This window comes from Lentzea kristufekii (assembly GCF_033949925.1).
Classification (GTDB): Bacteria; Actinomycetota; Actinomycetes; order Mycobacteriales; family Pseudonocardiaceae; genus Lentzea; species Lentzea kristufekii.
Genome location: NZ_JAXAVV010000002.1, coordinates 567,186 through 587,915 on the forward strand (window position 1 = coordinate 567,186; position 20,730 = coordinate 587,915).

23 protein-coding genes are annotated in these 20,730 nt (G+C 70.1%); 13 read left to right on the forward strand and 10 right to left on the reverse strand.

Going from position 1 to position 20,730, the window contains the following annotated elements:
* Positions 1 to 25 precede the first annotated feature (25 nt).
* Genes SK571_RS06285 through SK571_RS06295 form a run of 3 tightly spaced genes read left to right on the forward strand, consistent with a single transcriptional unit; the run spans position 26 to position 4,175 of the window.
* On the forward strand, positions 26 to 757 hold the full coding sequence (locus SK571_RS06285) for an ATP-binding cassette domain-containing protein (RefSeq protein ID WP_319983063.1): 732 nt from the start codon (positions 26 to 28) through the stop codon (positions 755 to 757).
* Positions 754 to 1,386: a hypothetical protein gene (locus SK571_RS06290; protein WP_319983064.1), complete on the forward strand. Its 633-nt coding sequence runs from the start codon at positions 754 to 756 to the stop codon at positions 1,384 to 1,386. Before SK571_RS06285 ends, SK571_RS06290 begins: the two co-directional genes overlap by 4 nt.
* Complete coding sequence (locus tag SK571_RS06295; RefSeq protein WP_319983065.1) at positions 1,386 to 4,175, forward strand: BTAD domain-containing putative transcriptional regulator; 2,790 nt, start codon at positions 1,386 to 1,388, stop codon at positions 4,173 to 4,175. Before SK571_RS06290 ends, SK571_RS06295 begins: the two co-directional genes overlap by 1 nt.
* Here SK571_RS06295 and SK571_RS06300 read toward each other — a convergent pair.
* The 3 genes from SK571_RS06300 to SK571_RS06310 all read right to left on the reverse strand — a co-directional run bounded on the left by SK571_RS06300 (position 4,095) and on the right by SK571_RS06310 (position 7,431).
* On the reverse strand, positions 4,095 to 5,402 hold the full coding sequence (locus SK571_RS06300) for an FAD-dependent monooxygenase (protein ID WP_319983066.1): 1,308 nt from the start codon (positions 5,400 to 5,402) through the stop codon (positions 4,095 to 4,097). The genes SK571_RS06295 and SK571_RS06300 overlap by 81 nt on opposite strands.
* Positions 5,403 to 5,485: 83 nt before the next feature.
* Entirely contained in the window at positions 5,486 to 6,982 is a 1,497-nt protein-coding gene (locus SK571_RS06305; RefSeq protein WP_319983067.1) for a flagellar basal body protein FliL, read from the reverse strand.
* Positions 6,979 to 7,431, reverse strand: a complete 453-nt coding sequence (locus SK571_RS06310) for a hypothetical protein (RefSeq protein ID WP_319983068.1) — start codon at positions 7,429 to 7,431, stop codon at positions 6,979 to 6,981. The genes SK571_RS06305 and SK571_RS06310 overlap by 4 nt, the downstream gene beginning before the upstream one ends.
* Positions 7,432 to 7,448: 17 nt before the next feature.
* Here SK571_RS06310 and SK571_RS06315 point away from each other — a divergent pair, with 17 nt between their 5' ends.
* From SK571_RS06315 to SK571_RS06330, 4 genes are all read left to right on the forward strand, one after another.
* Positions 7,449 to 8,258, forward strand: coding sequence for an SIR2 family NAD-dependent protein deacylase (locus SK571_RS06315; protein WP_319983069.1), 810 nt, complete (start codon positions 7,449 to 7,451; stop codon positions 8,256 to 8,258).
* Between the two features lie 10 nt (positions 8,259 to 8,268).
* The gene (locus SK571_RS06320) at positions 8,269 to 9,783 is read left to right on the forward strand and encodes a class I adenylate-forming enzyme family protein (RefSeq protein ID WP_319983070.1); all 1,515 of its coding nucleotides are present in this window, start codon (positions 8,269 to 8,271) and stop codon (positions 9,781 to 9,783) included.
* A gap of 157 nt (positions 9,784 to 9,940) precedes the next feature.
* Positions 9,941 to 11,251 (forward strand): NlpC/P60 family protein, encoded by a 1,311-nt coding sequence (locus SK571_RS06325; protein WP_319983071.1) that lies wholly within the window; start codon positions 9,941 to 9,943, stop codon positions 11,249 to 11,251.
* Positions 11,252 to 11,311: 60 nt separating this feature from the next.
* Entirely contained in the window at positions 11,312 to 12,220 is a 909-nt protein-coding gene (locus SK571_RS06330; protein ID WP_319983072.1) for a hypothetical protein, read from the forward strand.
* 19 nt (positions 12,221 to 12,239) lie between these two features.
* On the opposite strand, the gene SK571_RS06335 is transcribed toward SK571_RS06330, so the two are convergent.
* Entirely contained in the window at positions 12,240 to 12,716 is a 477-nt protein-coding gene (locus tag SK571_RS06335; RefSeq protein ID WP_319983073.1) for a GNAT family N-acetyltransferase, read from the reverse strand.
* 47 nt (positions 12,717 to 12,763) lie between these two features.
* Here SK571_RS06335 and SK571_RS06340 point away from each other — a divergent pair, with 47 nt between their 5' ends.
* Genes SK571_RS06340 through SK571_RS06350 form a run of 3 tightly spaced genes read left to right on the forward strand, consistent with a single transcriptional unit; the run spans position 12,764 to position 14,321 of the window.
* A complete protein-coding gene (locus SK571_RS06340; RefSeq protein ID WP_319983074.1) occupies positions 12,764 to 13,297 on the forward strand; it encodes a TetR/AcrR family transcriptional regulator in 534 nt (177 codons plus the stop codon).
* Positions 13,294 to 13,935 (forward strand): Rossmann-fold NAD(P)-binding domain-containing protein, encoded by a 642-nt coding sequence (locus SK571_RS06345; protein ID WP_319983075.1) that lies wholly within the window; start codon positions 13,294 to 13,296, stop codon positions 13,933 to 13,935. The genes SK571_RS06340 and SK571_RS06345 overlap by 4 nt, the downstream gene beginning before the upstream one ends.
* Positions 13,932 to 14,321 carry a hypothetical protein gene (locus SK571_RS06350; RefSeq protein ID WP_319983076.1) on the forward strand — a complete coding sequence of 130 codons (390 nt, stop codon included), beginning with the start codon at positions 13,932 to 13,934 and terminating at the stop codon, positions 14,319 to 14,321. Before SK571_RS06345 ends, SK571_RS06350 begins: the two co-directional genes overlap by 4 nt.
* Here the strand turns inward: SK571_RS06350 and SK571_RS06355 are convergent.
* From SK571_RS06355 to SK571_RS06370, 4 genes are all read right to left on the reverse strand, one after another.
* Complete coding sequence (locus SK571_RS06355) at positions 14,308 to 14,865, reverse strand: isochorismatase family protein (protein ID WP_319983077.1); 558 nt, start codon at positions 14,863 to 14,865, stop codon at positions 14,308 to 14,310. The genes SK571_RS06350 and SK571_RS06355 overlap by 14 nt on opposite strands.
* Positions 14,866 to 14,940: 75 nt before the next feature.
* A complete protein-coding gene (locus SK571_RS06360; RefSeq protein WP_319983078.1) occupies positions 14,941 to 15,843 on the reverse strand; it encodes a GlxA family transcriptional regulator in 903 nt (300 codons plus the stop codon).
* A complete protein-coding gene (locus SK571_RS06365; protein ID WP_319983079.1) occupies positions 15,840 to 16,388 on the reverse strand; it encodes a cysteine hydrolase family protein in 549 nt (182 codons plus the stop codon). The genes SK571_RS06360 and SK571_RS06365 overlap by 4 nt, the downstream gene beginning before the upstream one ends.
* 153 nt (positions 16,389 to 16,541) lie before the next feature.
* Positions 16,542 to 16,883 carry a DUF2203 domain-containing protein gene (locus SK571_RS06370; protein WP_319983080.1) on the reverse strand — a complete coding sequence of 114 codons (342 nt, stop codon included), beginning with the start codon at positions 16,881 to 16,883 and terminating at the stop codon, positions 16,542 to 16,544.
* Between the two features lie 27 nt (positions 16,884 to 16,910).
* On the opposite strand from SK571_RS06370, the gene SK571_RS06375 reads away from it, so the two are divergent.
* Positions 16,911 to 17,783 (forward strand): oxidoreductase, encoded by an 873-nt coding sequence (locus tag SK571_RS06375; protein WP_319983081.1) that lies wholly within the window; start codon positions 16,911 to 16,913, stop codon positions 17,781 to 17,783.
* Here the strand turns inward: SK571_RS06375 and SK571_RS06380 are convergent.
* Positions 17,770 to 18,513, reverse strand: coding sequence for an ABC transporter permease (locus SK571_RS06380; RefSeq protein WP_319983082.1), 744 nt, complete (start codon positions 18,511 to 18,513; stop codon positions 17,770 to 17,772). The genes SK571_RS06375 and SK571_RS06380 overlap by 14 nt on opposite strands.
* Positions 18,510 to 19,418 (reverse strand): ATP-binding cassette domain-containing protein, encoded by a 909-nt coding sequence (locus tag SK571_RS06385; protein ID WP_319983083.1) that lies wholly within the window; start codon positions 19,416 to 19,418, stop codon positions 18,510 to 18,512. Before SK571_RS06385 ends, SK571_RS06380 begins: the two co-directional genes overlap by 4 nt.
* 77 nt (positions 19,419 to 19,495) lie before the next feature.
* Here SK571_RS06385 and SK571_RS06390 point away from each other — a divergent pair, with 77 nt between their 5' ends.
* Both SK571_RS06390 and mobA read left to right on the forward strand, forming a co-directional pair.
* Positions 19,496 to 20,179 carry a TetR/AcrR family transcriptional regulator gene (locus tag SK571_RS06390; protein WP_319983084.1) on the forward strand — a complete coding sequence of 228 codons (684 nt, stop codon included), beginning with the start codon at positions 19,496 to 19,498 and terminating at the stop codon, positions 20,177 to 20,179.
* Positions 20,176 to 20,706 (forward strand): molybdenum cofactor guanylyltransferase, encoded by a 531-nt coding sequence (gene mobA / locus SK571_RS06395; protein WP_319983085.1) that lies wholly within the window; start codon positions 20,176 to 20,178, stop codon positions 20,704 to 20,706. Before SK571_RS06390 ends, mobA begins: the two co-directional genes overlap by 4 nt.
* The last annotated feature ends 24 nt before the right edge of the window (positions 20,707 to 20,730 follow it).

Genomic DNA, 20,730 nt, shown 5'->3' on the forward strand with positions numbered 1-20,730 from the left:
CGCCAAAGCGAGCGGGAGCGATGTCATGGGTGGTTATCTTGGCGTGGTGCTCCTGGATCAGGTTTCGAAGCGGTACGGGCGCGGGCCCTGGGTGCTGCGCGACCTCACGCTGGAGGTCTCCGGCCTGACCGTGCTGAGCGGTGCGAACGGCACCGGCAAGTCGACGTTGCTCAAGATCGCCGCCGGCGTCCTGAGGCCGACGTCCGGAGGGGTCGAGAGGCCAGCCTCGGTCGGCTACGTGCCCGAGCGGTTCCCTTCGGACGTCAAGATGTCGGCTTCGTCCTACCTCGCGCACATGGGCCGCGTCCGGGGCGCCGAGGCCGGCGACGTGCTGGAACGGCTGGGATTCGTCGGTTCTACGACGGCGCCGATGTCCGAGCTGTCCAAGGGCAACACGCAGAAGGTCGCGCTGGCGCAGGCTTTGGCGGCTTCCGATCTGCTGGTGCTCGACGAGCCGTGGACCGGTCTCGACGCCTCGGCGTCCGCCGAACTGGTGTCGTTGCTGGAGGGACGGACGGCGCTGGTGTCCGACCACGAGGGACACCTCGCGTCGGCGACGCGCGTGGACCTCGCCGGCGGGCACGTGACGATCGAGCTCAGCCGGGTCGCCGCGCCCGACGCGCTGGAGGTGCTGGAAGGCGTGCGGTCGGTGCAGGCGCGCGGGTCGTCGGTGCGGGTGGTCGTGGCGCCGGAGCGGAGCGACCAGGTGCTGGCGGAGGCGTTGCGGCTCGGGTGCTCGGTGCGGAGTGTGCGGTGATCGCTCTCGTTCGGTACCTCGCGGTCGACGTTCTTCGGGGGCAACGGTATTTGGCGCCGCTGCTGGTGTTCCTCGGCGTGATGGGGATGTTGTTCTCCAGCGACGCCGGGCAGCCGCTGGAGGCGTATTCGGGTTCGTCGGCGTTGCTCTACCCGATCGCGGCGTGGATGGCCGTCGTGGTGGCGACGTCGGAGGACGTGGTGCGGCGCGAGATCACCGTGGTGAACGCGGGCGGCTGGCCGCGGGTGCTGACGGCGGCGGCGCTGGTCGCGGTGCTGTTCGCGATGGTCATGGCGGTGCTGGCGGCGGTGTGGCCGGTGGTGACGAACCCCCACCCGTACACGGCGGGCGAATTTTTTGTCGGACTCGCCGCTCATACTGGGTGTGCGTTGCTCGGCGTCGGGGTGGGCCTGCTGTTCGCCCGTCCCGTCCTCGACTCCATCGGGCGCACTGTGCTGGCGGTGTTCTCGGTGGTGGTGCTGACGTACCCGCTGGGGCGGGCCACCCCGCTCGGGTGGGTGCTGGACGCGCTGGGCCACAACAGGGTGTCGCTGTCCCTGCTGGGGACGGCGGCGGTCGGCGTCGCGCTCGTGGCGGCCGCGGTGGTGGCCGGGGTGCGGCGGGCCTGATGCGGGTCAACGTGCTCGGGCCGCTGCAGGTCGTGGCCGAGGACGGCGCACCGGTCGAGGTGCGCGGCAAACGGCTGCGGTGGCTGCTGATCCGGCTGGCGGTGGAACCCGGCACCGTCGTCGCGCCGGACCGGCTGATCGCAGACCTGTGGCCGGACGAGCCACCGGTCGACGGTGCCGCGGCCTTGCAGTCGCTGGTGTCGAGGCTGCGGCGGGTGCTCGGTGCCGCCGCGATCTCGTCGCACGCGACGGGATACAGGCTGGAGGCGGAGACCGACGTCGAGGTCTTCGCGCGCACGCGTGACGCGGCGTTGTGGCGTGGCGCGGCGTTCGAGGAGGCGCCTTTCGCGGTCGATGAGGCCGTGCGGCTGGCGTTGCTGCGCGACGACCTCGCGGGCCTGGAGGCGCTGGCGGCCGCGCATCCGCTGCGCGAGGACGTGCAGGCCCGGTTGATGCTGGCGCTGAACGCCGCTGGACGGCGGTCGGACGCGCTGGCGGTGTTCGCGCGCGTTCGCACGGCCCTGGCCGACGAGCTGGGCGTGGATCCCGGTGAGGCGCTGGCGACCGCCCATCTGACGGTGCTGCGCGAGCGCGTCGCGCGCGGGAACCTGCCGGCACCGGTCGGGTCGTTCGTCGGGCGTGGCGAGGACCTGGACGCGCTGGCCTCGTTGTTGCGCGACAACCGGTTGGTGACGCTGACCGGGTTCGGTGGCGTGGGCAAGACACGCCTCGCGCTGACGCATGCCGCGTCGGAGCCGCAGGCGTGGTTCGTCGAGCTGGACTCGGCGGCCGAACCGCTGGCGGCGCTGGACGCCGCCCTGGGCCCGAACCCGTTGGCGGCACCGGTGTTCTCGCGGCTCGGGGCGTCGCTGGTGGTGCTCGACAACTGCGAGCACGTCGTGGACGCCGCTGCGGCGCTGTGCGTCCGGCTGCTGGCCGAGGCGCCGGACGCGCGCGTGCTGGCGACGTCGCGCGAGCCGCTGGGGATTCCGGGCGAGGTCGTGTGCCCCGTGGTGCCGCTCGACCTCGACCACGCCGTGCGGTTGTTCTCGGCGCGGGTCGGGACGGCGCTGGACGCTGACGTCGTGCGGCGAGTTTGTGCTGCGCTGGAAGGGATTCCGCTCGCCCTGGAGCTGGCGGCGGCGCGGGCCCGGTCGTTGTCGGCGGCACAGCTGGAGTCTCGTGTGGACAGCCGGTTGCGGCTGCTCGACCGCGGTGCTCGGACAGGGCCCGCGCGGCACCGGACGTTGCGGGCGGTGATCGACTGGAGCTGGGAGCTGCTGGACGAGGCGGAGCGCGCGCTGCTGGCGCGGCTGGCCGTGTTCGTCGGCGGGGCGACGGCCGATGCGGTGCATTTCGTGTGCGGGGCAGGCTCGCGCAGGGGTACCCCCTTGCTGGGAACCCCTGCATCACAACGTACTCAGGAGGTCCGACAAGATCAGGACCTCTGGGACACCGAGGACCTGCTGGCCGCGCTCGTGGAGAAGTCGCTGGTCGTGCGCGTGGGCGAGCGCTACCGGCTGCTGGAGACCGTGCGCGAGTACGCGTTGGAGCAGGGCCAAGCCGGTCCTGCGAGACACGCCGCCTACTACGTGGAGCTGGCCGAGCGGAACGAACCGTTGCTGCGAGGCCCTGACCAGCTGGACGCGTTGAAGGTCTTCGACGTGGAACGGTCCAACCTCGACGCGGCGCAGGCGTGGGCGGTCCGGCACGACCTGGCCGTCGCGCGGCGCATGATGGCCGCGCGCACGTGGCATTGGCTGGTGATGACCAAGCGGTTCGAGGAGATCCGCCGCTGGGCCTCGCTCACGCCGGACGACCCGCTCTCCGAGGTGCTGGCCTCGCTCGGCACGCCGGCCGCCGTCGTCGCGGCGGAGAGGTTGTGGCAGGAGGACCTCCCGACGGCGCTGTGCGCGTTGATGCTGACGAGCGGTCAGGTCTGGGGGCAGACCGCACTGGCGGAACGGCTCGAGGTGCTGGCCGGTCGGCTGGAACGGTCGCCGGACGCGTGGATGCGCGCGTTCGCGGCGCTCGTCCGCGGGCTGGTGGCCGGCGAGTTCAGCGAGGGCTCCGCGCCGCGGGCGGAGGCCGCGTACCGGGAGGCGCTGCGCGGGTTCCGGGCGGTGGGCGACCGGTGGGCCGTCGTGTTCGGGCTGTCCTGCCTGGTCATGGTGCTGATCAACCGGGGTGCGTTCGCCGAGGGCCTGCAGGCGGTCTCCGAGGCGCGACAGGTGGCCGCCGAGCTGGGCGAGCCGGAGTCGGTGCTGGTGCCGATGTCCGTGCTCATGCAGGCGGCGCGCATCAAGATCAGGCTCGGCGACCTCGCCGGCGCCCGTGAGGATCTGGAACTGGTACCGCCTTCCCCGTTCGACCTGGACCGGGCACGGATCACGCAGGCCCACGGTGAGATGGCGTACTTCCGCGGCGACTTCGAGCAGGCCGTCACGCTGTACCGGCAGGCGCTCGACGCCACGGAGGACTCGCCCGCGAACCAGTTCCGCGCCACCGTCCACGCCGGACTGGGACTGGCGCTGACCCGCCTCGGTCAGCTCGCCGAGGCGGGCGAGCACCACGGCCGGGCGCTCGACACCGTCAACAGGAGCGCTGACGGCCCGGCCCGCGCCATGGTGCTGGAGTGGTACGCGGACTGGCTGCTCGCCCAGGGCGATCCGGCCGGCGCGGGGAACGCCCTGGACGAGGCCGGACGGCTACGCGGCGGACCGAGCAGCGACCCGGCGGTGGTGCAACTGCGTGACCGGGTTCGCGCCGAAGTACGCGTCGATCGCTGACCGGCCGATCGCGGCGACGTAGCCGTCCGGGCGGACCAGCACGGGGCCGTCGGGGAAGTCGAGCGTCACGAAGTCGGGGCCGCGGAGCAGGTCGAAGATCCGGCCCTGTTCGGTGATCCCGTCGGGCATGCGGTCACCCGCGCGCAGTCCGGGCCCGTCCTCGGTCCGGTACGACAGCGAGAGCTGCAGCGTCTCGTCACCGCGACGCTCGAACGGGTTGCCGGACATCATGATCGCGGTGGTCATGCCGAGCAGCCACTCGGCGACGGGCTTGCGCTCGGACTCGTAGGTGTCGAGCAGCGTCTCCATCCCGAGCTTCCAGCCCAGGTTGTAGGCGTCCTGGATGCCGGTGTTCATGCCCTGCGCGCCGGCGGGGGAGTGCACGTGCGCGGCGTCGCCGGCGAGGAACACCCGGCCGGTGCGGAACCTGTCGACCATGCGGATGTTGGTGCGGTGCAACGACATCCACGTCGAGTCGTGCAGGACCACGTCGTCCAGGCCGGTGCACTCGCGGACGATCTGCTGGTACAGCGCCAACGACGGTTCGTCGTCACCGTCGGCGGTCGCCTGGAACTGGAAGAGGTCCGTGCCGGGCAGCGGGCACAGGGCGAGCCACTGGTCGGCGCGGCTGCCCCACTGGTGCCAGTGGTCGCGGTCGAGACCGGAGACCCGGACGTCGCCGATGAGCATCCGCAGGTCCGCGTGGGTCTCGCCGACGAACGAGACGCCGAGTTCCTTGCGCACGAACGACTTGCCGCCGTCGCAACCGACGAGGTACTTGGCCCGCACGGTCTCCGAGCCGACAACGGCCGTGACGCCGGAGTCGTCCTGGGTGAACGACGTCAGCGGCATCCCGTACTCGACGGGCCGGGGGAGCGCTTCCCGCAGGACCTGCTCGACCCGGAACTGCGGGATGAGCATCGTGCGGGCGTAGGGGCGTTCGACCGTGGGGTGGCGGCCCTCGTGCACGTCCCACTCGCGCAGCACCTCGCGGCCTCGGTAGGCGCGCATGGTGAGGTCGAACCGGCCGGACGCCAGCACGGGCTCGATCACGCCCAGGTCGTGGAAGACCTCCATGCTGCGCGGCTGAAGGCCCTTGCCGCGGGAGCCGGCGAAGGGCGCGGTCGCCGCGTCGACGATGCGGAACGGCACGCCGCGGCGGGAGAGGTCTAGGGCCAGGGTGAGGCCGGTCGGGCCGGCGCCGATGATCAGAACCTGAGTGTCCATGGGCCTCAGATTCGGCCCCGGAACTGCCACGGCCCTGTCACCGCGCTGTTGCGGGTGACAGGGCCGTGGGGACCTGCGGGAACCTACTTCTTGAGCAGCTCGATCAGCGCGTCGACGTCCTTCGGCTCGAAGCCGCGGAACAGCGACAGGGCCAGCTCGTAGTAGGAGCGGACCGGGCTGACGTACCACTTGCCGTCGACCTCGGTGGAGACGACGCCGACGCCGGTCTTCATGACCGACCCGGCCACCCGGCCGATGATCTCGACGGCCTCGGCGGGGACCTTCTTGCCGCCCTGCTGCTGCAGCAGCTGCGTGATCTCGTCCGCGCACAGCTTCTGCGAGCCCTGGCCGGGCACGTCGGCCGCGTAGCAGTCACCCTCGCGGGTGATCGTCACCGTCTCGCCCTCGGCGGTGACCGACAGCTTCTTGACCGTGACCTGCTTGCCGCCGGCGACGTCCTTGACGTCGGTCTCCAGCGCGTTCAGCTTGGCGCCGGTCGGCTTCTGCTTGCCGGCCTCGGCCAGCAGCAACGGGCCGAGGTCCTGCAGCACACCGGCCTCGTCGGGCGGCAGCAGCGCGATGACCTTCGTCAGGTCGGCGTCGAGCGCGGCGTTCACCATCTGCTTCGCGGCGTCCTCGGCCGAGCTCGCGCCCTGCGGCGCGATGCCCTGCGCCGGCCACTTCTTCTTGTCCTCCTCCAGGATCGCGTTGGCGATCGTGTAGAAGGCGCTCGGGTACCACTTGTCGTCGACCTTGATCGACGCGATGCCGATCGGCGTGCCGCGCTTCTGCACCTCGGCGGTGATGTCGAACGTCTCGGACTTCGACGAGGTGAGGTTCAGGTCGTCACCGAGCGCGTCGACGAGCTTGTCGGTGAGCGGGATCTTCGACGCGTCCGAGGTGATCGTGATCTTGCCCTCGACCAGCTTGTTGATGGTGAGGTGGTCGTTGATCTTCTCGGCCTTGGCCTCGTCGAACTTGATGTTCTCGCTCTTGAACTCGACGCCGCTCAGCTTGTTCGGGTCGGCTTCGGGCTTGAGGATCTCGAGACGCTTCATCTCCTTCGTCATCGAGTCCATGTAGTCCTTCGACAGCGCGGCCTCGGCCGGCGCGAGCGAGGCCATGATGCCGACGACGTCACCGCTGCCCAGCTGCTCGACGAGGTTCTTCGCCGCGATGGCGGGGGTGTCCTGGCCCGAACCGGGGGCGGCCTTGTTCAACGCGAAGAACGTGACACCGCCACCGATCAGCAGCAGCACGGCGACGACGGCCGTGACGACCAGGCTGGTGCGCTTCTTCTTCGGCGGTTCGCCGCCCATCGGCGCGTAGCCGTAGGGCTGCTGCGGGAAACCCTGCTGGGGAAAGCCCTGCGGGCCCGTCTGCGGGTAGCCCTGCTGCGGGAAGCCCTGCGGCCCGGTCTGGGGGTAGCCGCCCTGCTGGGGCTGCTGCGGGTAGCCGCCGGGCTGCTGCGGGTAGCCACCCGGCTGCTGGGGCTGCTGGTAGCCGCCCTGCTGGGGCTGCTGCCCGTACGGGTTGTTCTGCGGCTGCCACTGGTCGCCGCCACCACCTGGGTAGCTCACGGGTTCCCTCCTGAGGTTCTCACTGCGCTGCGCCTGGTCGAGGTGAGCACCGTGATCGCCCCCACGATCGTCAGTACGGCACCGGCAAGGGTCGTGACTGGTCCGGAGGTGCTGATTCCGACCAACGCACCCTTGCTATCCCCTTGGACTGTGGCAACCAGGGCCACGGTTCCCCCGATCGTGCCAAAGAGAATGCAGACGCACCCGGCAAACCGTGGAAATCGGAACACGTACAGCGCGATCGTGACCATCGCCAGCGGCGTCAGTCCCACCCAGACCGACGTGACGACGGTGCCCGCCACCCCGTCCAACCCGGCGAGATCACGCAGCGAAAGCACTTCGTAACTGTCTCTCGTGGTCGATCCGGATTTCAGCCACGGCAGGAAAGTCCCGACGATGGTGGTGACCAAGCCCACTGCCGCGATCGCGGCTCCCACAGCGCTGCGCACGCGGATAGTGTGTACCGATGCCTTCCCAGGCGTGCGCAGAGGCACGCGCTCTGGTCGCGTCGGCGCACCGGATCACGGTGCTGACGGGGGCGGGCGTCTCCACCGATTCGGGCATCCCGGACTTCCGCGGACCAGCCGGACTGTGGACCCGCGACGCCGACGCCGGCCGCGGATCGTCGCTGCAGGCCTACCTCGCCGACGCCGAACTGCGCAGACTCGCCTGGCGGGCGAAGCTCGACAGTCCCGTGTGGACCGCCCGGCCGAACGCCGCGCACAAGGCGCTGGTGGAACTGGAACGGTCCGGCCGGTTGCGCACCGTGGTCACGCAGAACATCGACGGCCTGCACCAGAAGGCGGGCTCCGATCCCCATCGCGTGCTGGAACTGCACGGCACGCTGCACGCCACCGTGTGCCTGGGATGTGGTGCCACGGGCCCGATGCGGGACGCGTTGAAGCGCGTGGCCGAGGGCGAGCAGGAGCCGGACTGCCCGCGGTGCCGAGGCATCCTCAAGTCCGCCACCATCTCGTTCGGGCAGGAGCTCGACGGCGAGGTGCTGCGCCGCGCCCGCCTCGCCGTCCTGGATTGCGACGTGCTGCTGGTGGCGGGAACATCACTGTCGGTGCAGCCCGCCGCGGGCCTCGTGCCGCTGGCGGCCAAGGCCGGTGCGCAGGTCATCATCTGCAACGCCGAACCGACGCCGTACGACGCCGTGGCGGCCGTTGTGCTGCACGAACCCGTCGGGGACGTGCTGCCGGACCTGAGTTCCGTTCCTCCATCCGGGGGAGGGCGATTCTCGTCCTGGGGAGATCCGAGCACCTGGTCGTAGGGTCGGGTTCATGCGCGTACCGCTGATCACCACCGACTTCCTGGACCGGGCGTCGTTCGCGTTCGCGGCGACGACGGCGACCATCGACGAACCGGACCAGCCCGCGAAGCCGGTCGCGACGACGACGTACGGGGAGATGGCGACCCGCGTGCGTGCGTGGCAGGCCGGGTTCGACGCACTGGGCGTCGGCGAGGGCGAACGGGTCGCCGTCGTCAGCCACAACTCCGCCCGGATGCTCGAACTGCTGCACGCGCTGCCCGGCAGCGGGCGGATCTGCGTGCCGGTGAACTTCCGCCTGCGTCCCGACGAGGTGAAGTACATCGTCGAGCACAGCGGTGCCTCGGCGTTGTTCGTCGACCCGGAGCTGGAACTGGACGACGTCGTGGCGCGCCACCGGTTCACGCTCGGCGAGGAGTCGGAGTCGTTGCTTCGGTTCGATGTGGAGCCACGGCCGTGGAGCGCGCCCTCGGAGGACGCGACGGCGACCATCAACTACACGTCCGGCACGACCGCGCGCCCCAAGGGTGTGCAGCTGACGCACCGCAACATCTGGCTTAACGCGGTCACGTTCGCCATGCACACCCGTGCGTGGGAGGGCGACGTGTACATGCACGTGCTGCCGATGTTCCACTGCAACGGCTGGGGAATGCCGTTCGGGCTCGCGGGCCTCGGTGTGCCACAAGTGGTGCTGCGCAAGGTCGACGGCGCCGAGATCCTGCGCCGTGTGCGCGACCACGGCGTCACGCTCATGTGCGGCGCACCGGCCGTGTGGAACGCCGTGCTGGACGCCGCTGCCTCGTGGGACGGCGAGATCCCCGGCCGTGACACCGTGCGGATCGTGTGCGCTGGTGCGCCGCCGCCCTCGCGCACGATCCAGCGCGTGACCGAGGAACTCGGCTGGGAGTTCCTGCAGATCTACGGCCTGACCGAGACGGCGCCGCTGCTCACCTTCAACCGCGCCCAGCCGGGGCCGGAGGGTGAGGAGAAGGCGAAGAAGCAGTCGCGGGCGGGCGCGCCGGCGCTGGGAGCGCAGCTGCGGATCTCGGAGAACGGCGAGGTCATGGCCCGCTCGAACGTCGTCATGGAGGGCTACTGGGAGAACCCGGAGTCCACCGCGGACGCGATCGAGGACGGCTGGTTCCACACCGGCGACGGCGGCTTCTTCGACGAGGACGGCTACCTGACGATCTCGGACCGCAAGAAGGACGTGATCATCACCGGCGGCGAGAACGTCTCGTCCATCGAGGTCGAGGACTGCCTGTTCTCGCACCCGGCCGTCGCCGAGGTCGCGGTCATCGGCGTGCCCCACGAGAAGTGGGGTGAAACGATCAAGGCGCTGGTCGTGCTCTCCGGCGAGGCCACCGAGGCCGAGCTGATCAAGCACTGCAAGGAGCGGCTCGCCGGGTACAAGGCGCCGACGTCGATCGAGTTCCGCGACTCCATCCCGCGCACGGCGACCGGCAAGATCCAGAAGTTCAAGCTCCGCGAGTCGTACTGGGCGGGCCGGGACCGAGGCGTCAACTAGACGCGTCGGCTGGTCCATCCCGGCGACACGCCGGACTCCGATCGTCCCAAAAGGACCACCGACCGTGTTCCACTGTGACACGAGTGGTTGACGGTGCGTTAGCTCCTGATGCGCCGGATGCGTCTGATTGGTCTAATGCGGTTGGAGGTGATGTCCGGTGTTGACACGACTCTCCGCCGTGGTCGCGGTGTTGATGACGGTCGTCCTCACGGGGACGGCTGCCGCCGTGCCGCCTCCGCCACCGAACCCGAGCGACGCGGAGATCTCGGCGACGCGGGCGGAGGCGGACGCGAAGGCGGCGCGCGTCGGCGAGCTGACCGGGCGGCTCACGCAGGCGGAGTCACGCCTGCAGGAGCTGTTCGACGACGTCTCGTACAAGCGCGAGCTCGCCAACAAGGCGCGCGTCGACCTGGAGACGGCGATCTCCGAGGCCGAGGCCGCCCGTCGTGAGGCCGCTGCCGCCCGTGTCGAGGCCGACGCGGCCTCCGCGGCCGTGGAGAAGAGCCGTCTCGAACTGGACGAGTTCGCTGCGGCCTCCTATGCGCAGGGCACCACCGTCGGGTCGTTCTCCGCGTACATCGGCGCCAAGTCGCCCGAGGACCTGCTGGCCCGCGCCCAGATGCTGGAGGCGGTGTCGGCGTCCAGCCTGAACCGGCTCGACCAGGTCACGCGTGACCAGGGCACCGCCGCGAACCTCGACTCCGCGGCCCGTGCCGCGCTCACCAAGGCCGAGTCGAAGCAGGCCGCCGCGGACGAGGCGAAGAAGGTCGCCGAGCAGGCCCAGCAGGTGGCCGTGGACGCGCATTCGGCGCAGGCCGCGGCGACCGAGGAGCTGCAGGCCGACAAGGACGCCGTGGAACGTGAGCTGGCCGCGGCGCGAGGTGCGGTCAACGGACTGGAAGCGCAGCGCCAGCAGTACGACCAGTGGACCGAGGCGAAGAGGCGCGAGGACGAGGAGAACGCTCGTCGTGCCGCCGCCGCGGCCGCTGCTCAGGCCGCGCCCAAGCCGCAGTCGCCCCGCCCGATCGCGGCGGCGCCCGCGCCGTCCGGCAACCGCGTGCAGACCGTGATCAACCGGGCGTTGGCCCAGCGCGGTGTCATCTACGCGTGGGGCGGCGGCAACTACAACGGCCCGACGTACGGCGTGCGCGACGGCGGTGTCGCCGACTCCTACGGCGACTTCCGCAAGATCGGCTTCGACTGCTCCGGCCTGATGATGTACGCCTTCGCGGGCGCCGGCGTGTACCTGCCGCACTACAGCGGCTACCAGTACAACTCCGGCCGCAAGGTGCCGCTGTCGCAGATGGCCCCCGGCGACATGATCTTCTGGGGACCGGGTGGCGGCACGCACGTGGCGCTGTACCTGGGCGGCGGAATGATGGTGGAAGCGCCGCATTCCGGTGCTGTGGTGCGGATCTCACCCGTGCGGTACGGCGGCATCATGCCGTATGTCACTCGCATGTTGTGACCTCGTCGTAGATGATGTCGCTCCGCAACAGCGACATCATTTCGACCTGGGGGATTCATCATGCGCGTGGCTGCGTTGTGCGCTGCCGTCATCACCGTCCTGGCGGCCGCCGTGCCCGCTCAGGCACAGACCGCCTGCACCTGGAGACCGACCGACCTCCCGCTTCCAGCTGACGCGCCGAGCGGGACGATGTCCGCCGCCAGCCCGGACGGCAGGTACTTCGCCGGGCAGGCAGAGGACGGCTTGTTGCTGCTCTGGCACGACCGCCGGCTGACCGAGCTCGCGGCCACGGAGGGCGGCTACCGGGTGGCCGGCGTCAACGGCGCCGGGCACGTCATCAGCAACGACGACACGGGTGTGTTCGTGTACCGCGACGGCGCGAAGCAGTACCTGCCGGTGCCTGCCGGCCGTACCGCCTACGTCCGGGACATCAACGAGCACGGCGACGTCGTGGGGTATCTCGACGGCGCGAACACGACGATCGTGTGGAAGGCCGCGAACCCCGCCGCGTACGAGCTCATCCAGGTCGCCAACCCGGTCGCGATCGACGACGAGGGCCGCATCGCGTTCCGCAGCGGGGTGATCCGGTCGACCGACGGCACCACCGTGCGAATCGCCGGCCACCCCGCCGTGCGGATCGAGAAGTTCCAGGGCGGCAGGGTGATCGGCCGCGTCGACGGCCAGTTCTACTCGCTGCGGGAGTGGAGCCTCACCGGCGCGGTGGTGCGCGACTACAAGATCTCGCCGAGCAGCCCGATCGGCATCAACCGCGACGGCCTGCTCGCCAGCGGGTACTTCAAGCCCGGCGTCGGCAACGCGTACGGCGCCTGGCAGGGCAGCACGTTCCTGGGCGACCCTGGACCCAATCTGCACATCCTGGCTGTGACGGACACCGGCTTGTTGGCGGGTCACCGCCAGTGGCGCGCCGAGGACAACTTCTGGGGACCGTCCACCTGGGCCTGTTCGTAGCCAGCGGACCGGTGGGCGGTCAAAGGTCGCGCGTCCAGAGCTGGCCGGTCACGTCGTGGCCGAAGCTGTGCTGCGGGGTCTCCTCGCGGAGCTCGAACCCGTGCGCCTCGTAGATCTTCCTGGCGGACGCGAGACCGTCGACCGTCCACAACACCATGCGTTCGTAGCCCGCGTTCTGGGCGAACTCGACGCACGTGCTGACGAGCTTGTTGCCCGCGCCGTGGCCACGCGCGTCGGGGTGCACGAGCAGCACGCGCAACTTCGCAGTCGTGTCGTCCTCACGAACGCAGAACACGCATCCGACGCGTTGGCCGTCGAGTTCGGCGATCCACGCACCCTCTCTCGCGGGGTCGTGGTCCGCCGCGTAGTCGCCGACGATCTTGGCGACCAACGCCTCGAACGAGGTGTCCCAGGCGAGCTCGGACGCGTAGAGCTCGCCGTGCGCCTGCACCACCCAGCCGAGGTCGCCGGGATGGCCGAGCGGGCGGATCAGCATGGTCGCCTCCACTGACACGAGTGTTTCAGTAATGCGAGAATAGCGCCATGCCGTCCGCCCGCGAGACCGAACTGCTCGAAGCCGCCTACCGGTACGTGCTCACCCACGGCCTCGCCGACGTGTCGCTGCGGCCGCTGGCGACGGCCATCGGATCGAGCACACGCGTGCTGCTCTACCTCTTCGGTAGCAAGGAAGGCCTGGTCAAGGCATTGCTGGCGCGAGCACGCGCCGACGAACTGGCGCTGCTCGCCGACATCGGCACGGGGCCGGGAGTGGTGCGGCGGTTGTGGGAGTGGCTGGCCGCGCCGGCACACCGGCCGTTGTTGACGTTGTGGCTGGAGGCGTACGCACGTTCTCTCGTGGAGCCTGACGGACCGTGGGCGGGCTTCGCGCGTGCGACCGTGAAGGACTGGCTGGAGGTGCTCAAGACTTCTCAGCCCGAGGACGTGCGTGACACCGCTGCCGGACTGGCCCTGCGCACGCGTGAGCTCGCGTTGCTCCGGGGTGCGTTGCTGGACCTGCTGGCGACCGGAGACGGCGAGCGCGTCACCGCGGCGCTGGAGACTAGTTTGGTGCCGTGAAGATCGTGGTGTTCGGTGCGTCCGGCATGGTGGGTCAGGGCGCGTTGCGCGAGTGCCTGCTCGACCCCGCGGTGACATCCGTTGTGACGGTGGGACGTTCGCCGTTGGGCACGAGCGATCCGAAACTGCGGCACGTCGTGCACGCCGACTTCGGCGACCTGTCCCCGGTCGCGTCGGAGTTTGCCGGTGCCGACGCGTGCTTCTACTGCATGGGCGTGACGTCCGCCGGTCTGACCGAGGCCGAGTACACGCCCGTAACGCATGACTACGCGCTGGAGGCCGCACGGGTCGTTGGCGGCACCTTCGTGTACGTGTCCGGTGAGGGCGCGGACGCGGGCAGCAAGACGATGTGGGCGCGGGTGAAGGGACGCACGGAGAACGAGCTTCTGGCGCTGGACCGGCCGGTGTTCGTGCTGCGGCCCGGCTTCATCCAGCCACTGCACGGGATCACGTCGCGCACCCGGATCTACCGGTACCTCTACTCGTGGTCCTCGTGGCTGTACCCGGTGTTGCGCAAGGTGGCGCCGAAGTACGTCACGACCACGGAACTCGTGGGACGCGCGATGGTGGCGCTCGCGAAGGGCGCCCAGGCGGAACGCGTGCTGCGCAGCGACGGGATCAACCGGGTGGCGGGATGACGCTCGACGAGGCGATCCGCGAGTACCAGGAAGACGGGTACGAGGTCACGCACGTCGTCGAGTCCGTGTGCGGCGGATGTGGCGGCACGTCGTTCACGGTGCAGGTGACCGAGGACCAGGCGATGCGCCGGACCTGCCTCGGCTGCGGACTCGCGGAGTTCATCGGCGACTCCGACGAGCACTGGGACCTCGACGACGCGGAGGAGTGCGAGTGCACGTGCGGTGGCGAGGAGTTCGCCGCCGCACTCGGGTCGTCGTGCCTTCCGGACGGCGAGGTGCGCTGGCTGACCGTCGGGTTGCGGTGCCTGAAGTGCGGGCTGTGCGGCGTCTACGAGGACTGGAAGATCGACTACCTGCCGAGCGGGCACCTGATCACGCGGGCTTGAACGCGTCCTCGGTCTTCACGACGCCCGCGCTGCGGCCGGGCGCGGTGTGGTTCTCCCAGTACAGGTTGGTGTGCGCGATGACCTTGTCCGGCGTGGGGGCGCCGTACTCCGACAGGTCCTCGGTCGTGTGCGCGTCGCTGACCAGCAGGGCGTCATAGCCGCGCACGATGGCGCCGTGCAGCGTCGAGCGGATGCACTCGTCGGTCTGCGCGCCGGACACCACGAGCCTGCCGATTCCCTTGTCCGCCAGCACTTCTTCCAGGTCGGTCGCCTCGAACGCGTCGGCGTAGGTCTTGTGCACCACCGGTTCGCCCTCGGCGAGCATCAGCTCGGGTACGAAGTGCCAGCCGTCGGACTCCTCGGGCATGTGCTCGGCGTTGCTGTGCTGCACCCACACGACGTCGACGCCGGCCGCGCGCGCCTTGTCGACGAGCGCGGCCACGTTGGCGACGACCTCGTCCCGGTTGTGGGCGTGGTTCACCACGCCGTTCTGCACGTCGATCACGAGCAACGCGGTGTTGGGCCGGTTCGCCAGAGTCGTCACCCGGCTCAGCTTAGGCCGGTTCCGGTGGCGTGCGAGGGGTGTTCCGTCGACTGTGGACGTCCGCACGCGTGTGGCTCAGCGGGAGCGCAATCGGCGCAGCATCCGGGCGTCTTCGAAACCGACGTTGCGCGCCGCCGTCTCCACCGTGGCGCCTTGACCGATCAGGTGCTCGGCCCGTTCGACACGCAACGCCTGCTGATATTTCAACGGCGTCATGCCCGTCGCACGGCCGAACAACCGCGTCACGGTCCGTTCGCTGCACCCGGCGTGGACGGCGAGCTCCGAGAGAGAAAGGCGCTCGGCGAGCCGTGACTCGATGACGTCCTGAATGCGGTGCACCGTCTCGTTGATGTGCGACCGATGCCGCATCAGCACACTGGCCTGCTGGTCGTCGCCGTTCCTGCGCGCGTAGATGACCATCGTCCGTGCGATCGCGGCGGCCACGGTGGGCCCATGACGTACGGCGACGAGATGCAACGCAAGGTCGATACCGCTCGCGATGCCCGCAGACGTCACGACCCTGTTGTCCTCCACGAACAAGACATCACGCACGACCTGTGCGGCGGGGTAGCGCCGTGCGAGCTCTTCCTGCAGTTCGTGATGCGTGGTGCAACGCCGTCCGTCGAGCAAACCGGCGCGTCCCAACGCATCCGCACCGGCACACACACTCGCCACCGTGCCACCGCCGTCGTGGTGCGCGCGCAACCACGCCAACGCTCGTTCGCTCAAGTGACCGGTCCCCACGATCTTCGGCGACCGCCACCCCGGCACGAACACGAGGTCGTCCACCGCTAGAGAGGGCAACTCACGCGACGCTCCGAGCGGCACACCCTGATGGCTGAGCACGGTGTCCGTGTCGCCCACGTAGGACAACGCGTACCCGTTCACGAGATCGGCAGCACTGGAGAACACCTGCGCCGGCCCCGCGAGGTCGAGCAGGTGCACTCCAGGTATGAGCAGGAAGACGACTCTGGTCACGATCCGGTCAGCGTAGCGACATCCGAGATCCGCGCGAACCGGCCGGCGAGCACGTACTCGGTGCGCTCGATGATCTCCTCGACCCCGAGCACCTTCCCGGTGCGCCAGTGCGGCAACGGCATGGTCGCCGTCGCGTCCGTCACGAACGTCATGTCGAACCCGAGGTCCGACCCGACCCGCGTCGTGGTCTCGCAGCACTGCTCGGTCCGGATGCCGCTGATCAGCAACTCCCGCACGCCCCGCGCCGTCAGCGTCTGCTGCAGGTTCGTCGTGGTGAACGCGTTGTGCGCGGTCTTGGTGAGAACCGGCTCGTCGTCGAGAGGCTTGAGCCCGTCGATCAGCCGCACGTGCCCGAGCGCGGGGTCGAACACGTCGCCGGAACCGGGCTCGGAGTGCAGCACCCACACGACGAGGTCACCGGCGTCGCGGCTCAGGTCGACCAGCTGGTTCACCTTGCCGACGACGTCGGGGTTGGACACCTCGGCCCAGTTGGCGCGCCGGCGGAACGACTCCTGCACGTCGATGACGATCAATGCTCGCTTCATGTCCCCAGCCTCGCTGGCCCGAAGGGTGGGGGACAGGCACGACCCGGCCGAGGAGCGGACGGATCCGGTCACCGTGCGAAGATCACGAAGTGGACCTGCGCGTGCTGGCAGGGACCCCGCAGGTCCCGGCCTGCCCGCCCTGCTGGCGCCCGGCTAGAGCCGGCGGCGGCCCGCGAAGCCCAGATCCGTCCGGTGGTACCAGCCGAGTTCCCGGTCACCCTCCAGCCAGCACAGCAGCACCGGCACGCCGTCCCTCTCCGACGGGAAGTCCACGAGCAACGGCGCGAGGTTCTTCAGCTCCGCCCCGGTCTTCTGCACGGTCTCCATCAGCTCGTCCAGCCGGGCCTGCGCGGCCTTGAACTCGGGCAGACCGCCCAGCGGGGAACCCCCGACGGCCAGCTCGGCGGCGTCGGCGCGCAGGCGCACGATCTCGTCGAGCACGGGCAGCAGCCGTGCGAGTTCGGCCTGGGCATCGGAGAGCGTGAACAGTCCCACGTCGCCAAGGCTGGCACAGTGGGAGGAATGACGTGGCGACTGGGTGACCTCACCGTGAACCGGGTCGGGTTCGGCGCGATGCGACTGCCGCAGCGGGGGACGGCGTTCGACCGCCGGGCCGAGCCGCGTGACCGGGGGCAGGCGATCGAGGTGCTCCGGAAGGCCGTGGAGCTCGGGGTCGACCACATCGACACGGCCGCCTTCTACTTCTCCGCCACGCGGTCGGCGAACGAGCTGATCAACAGCGCGCTCTCGCCGTACCCGGAGGACCTGGTGATCGTCACCAAGATCGGGCCCGGCCGCACGCCGCAGGGGGAGTGGCTGCCGCTCGCGACGCCGGAGCAGCTCAAGGGCCAGGTCGAGGAGAACCTGCGGCAGCTCGGCCGAGACCACCTCGACGTGGTCAACCTGCGGATCAGCGGCCTGGACGACCTCAGCGCGCACTTCGAGCGGCTCGCGGAGCTGCAGCGCGACGGGCTGGTCCGGCACCTCGGCCTGTCCAACGTCAAGCCGCACCACCTCGACCAGGCGCAGAAGATCGCGACCGTGGTGTGCGTGCAGAACTCCTACGGCCTCGGGCACCACCCCGAGCAGGACGACTTCGTCGGCGTGTGCGGGGAGCGGGGCATCGCGTACGTGCCGTTCTTCGCGCTCGCCGGCGCCAACCAGGAGGCCGGGACGTCGGCCGAGGACGACGTCGTCACGGAGATCGCGCACGCCCGCGGCGCCACGCCCGCGCAGATCCGGCTGGCGTGGACGCTGGCACGCGGGCCGCACGTGCTGGTCATCCCCGGCACGGGCGACCCGGCGCACCTGCGGCAGAACGTCGAGGCGGGCGAGCTGAACCTCACTCCGGACGAGCTGACCCGCCTCGACGCCGCGCACCTCAACGGCGGTTGATCCGGCCGAACAACCAGGTGGCCCAGCCGAACGCCACGACCAGCAGCCCGCCGGACCACGCCAGCGCGAGCCAGCCCGAGGTGACCGGCTGATCGTTCAGCAGCGTCCGGACGGTCTCGATGACCGGCGTGATCGGCTGGTGTTCGCTGACGGCGCGCAGCCAGGACGGCATCGTCTCCACCGGCACGAAAGCGCTGCTCAGATACGGGATGAACAGCATGAAGAACCCGAGCAGGCTGGCCGACTCGACGGTCCGTGCGACCACGCCGAAGCCCGCCGCGAGCCACGACAGCGCCAGCACGTAGAGCGCCAGCACACCCATCGCCAGCACCCATCCGGCGACCGAGGCGGCCGGACGGAAGCCCATCAGCAGCGCGACCAGCACCACGGCGGACGTCGCGAGGGCGTTGCGGGCGACCGAGGCGACGACGTGGCCGGTGAGCACGGAGAACCCGCTGATCGGCATCGAGCGGAACCGGTCGACCACACCCTTCTTCATGTCGTCGGCCACGGACATCGCGGTGGACGTGGCGCCGTAGCCGGTGCACAGCACGAGGATGCCGGGCACCACGTAGTCCACATAGGACTGGACGGAGCCGATCGCGCCGCCGAACACGTACACGAACAGCGCCATCATCAGCACGGGCAGCACGATCGACATGATCACGAGGTCGAGGTTGCGGCGGCTCAGCCGGATGCTGCGGCCGATCATCGTCAGCGAGGCGGTCATGCGGCCACCGCCGTCAGGGACGTGAAGACGTCGTCCAGGGTCGGGCGGTGCGTGGACACCCGCAGCGCGCCGACCTGTGCGGTCAGCAGGTCGTCGAGCACGCGGTGCAGGTGCACCGCACTGCCGTCGGACGGGACGCTCAGCGTCACGCCGTCGGCCACCCCGCCGGTCACGGCCTGGGCTCGCAGCGCGTCCCCGGCGCAGGAGAAGGTCAGATCCAGGCGGGTGCCGCCGACCGAGTTCTTCAACGCGTCCGCGGTGCCGTCCGCGACGACGCCCCCGTTGTTCAGCACCACGATCCGGTCGGCGAGGCGGTCGGCCTCCTCCAGGTACTGGGTGGTGAGGAAGATCGTCACGCCGTCGCGCACGAGGTCCCCGATCGCGTCCCACATCGTTGAGCGGCTGACCGGGTCGAGGCCGGTGGTCGGCTCGTCCAGGAACAGCAGCCGCGGCGGTGCCACCAGGCTCATCGCCAGGTCCAGGCGCCGGCGCATGCCGCCGGAGCAGGTGCGCACCCGCCGGTCCGCCGCGTCGGCCAGGCCGAACCGCTCCAGCAGTTCGAGAGCCCGTGTGCGAGCCACCGGCCTCGCGAAACCGCGCAGGCGGGCGATCATGACGAGGTTCTCGCGCCCGGTCTGCTCCTCGTCCACCGCCGCGTACTGCCCGGTCAGGCTGATCGCGCCGCGCACGGCGGCGGCCTCGCGCACCACGTCGAACCCGCACACCTGCGCCGTGCCGCCATCGGGCCTGGTCAGCGTGCTCAGGATGCGGATCGTGGTCGTCTTGCCGGCGCCGTTCGGCCCGAGCAGAGCGAGTACGGACCCTTCCGCCACCTTCAGATCCAGGCCGTTGAGCACGGTCGTGGAGCCGTACCTCTTCGTCAGACCCTCTGTCTCGACGATCATCGAACCCCCTTTTATGCGTATCTCATACGCAAAACCTGAATTAGCGTATGGCATACGCATCTGTTTGACTAGTGGGTATGAAGAGGGGGCGCAAGCCGACCATCGACGCCGCCGACATCACGCGGGCCGCCATCGCGGTCGCGGACGCCGAGGGGCTCGCCGCCGTGTCGATGGCACGCGTCGCGCAGGAGATGGGCAACGCCACGATGGCCCTCTATCGGCACGTGAAGAGCAAAGACGAGCTGCTCACGTTGATGGCCGACGCCGCGTTCGACGCACCGCCCGCGCTGCCGGACGGCGAGTGGCGCGACAAGCTCGGGTCCTGGGCGAAAGCGATGCTCGACGGCATCCGCAAGCGTCCGTGGTTCCTGCAGATCCCGATGAGCGGCCCGCCGACCGGCCCCAAGAGCCTCGCCTGGTTCGACAGCGCGCTCGGTGCGCTCGAAGGCACCCCGCTGGAAGTGGGGGAGAAGGTCGGCGTGGTGATGGGCCTGATGACGTTCGTGCACGGCGAGGCGTGGCTGAGCGTCGCGTTGACGAAGGGGTACGAGGACAACCCGGCCCAGTTCAGCCGCGAGTACGGGCAGCGGCTGCGCGAGATCGTCGACCCGCGCCGGATGCCCGCGCTCGCGAAGATCGTCGCGGCCGGCGTCTTCGACATGGACGACCTCTTCGACGCCGACGACGTCGCCGCCGACTTCGACTTCGGCCTGCACCTGTTCCTGGAGGGCATCGCCACGCACATCGGAGGCAGGGCATGACCTACGCGGTGATCATCCTCACCGGTGGCAAGGGCGAGCGGCTCGGTGGCGTCGACAAGGCCGCGCTGTCCTATCGGGACGCGACGCTGCTCGACCACGTGCTGTCCGTTGTGGACGACGCGGCGCAGAAGGTCGTCGTGGGACCGGAGAAGGACCTGCCGGGCGTCATCTGGGCACGCGAGGAGCCGCCCGGCGGAGGACCGCTCGCCGGTCTGGCCGCCGGACTGGCGAAGATCACCGAGGACTGGGTCGTGGTGCTCGCCGTGGACCAGCCCGGGCTCACGCGCGACACCATCGCGAGGCTGCGGGCGGCCGGCCGCAACGCCGTGCTCAAGGACGACAGGGTGCAGTGGCTGATCGGCTGCTGGAACGCCGCCGACCTCCGCCGGGCCCTACCCGAAGATCCGCGGAACCTGCCGCTGCGCAAGACTCTTCTGCGGCTCGACCCCGTCGAGGTGTCCGCTTTGCCCGGTGAGGCGAGGGACGTCGACACGCCCGCCGACCTGGACACCCTTCACAGCGGTTGAACAGGCGGCGAGTAAGACTGTTCA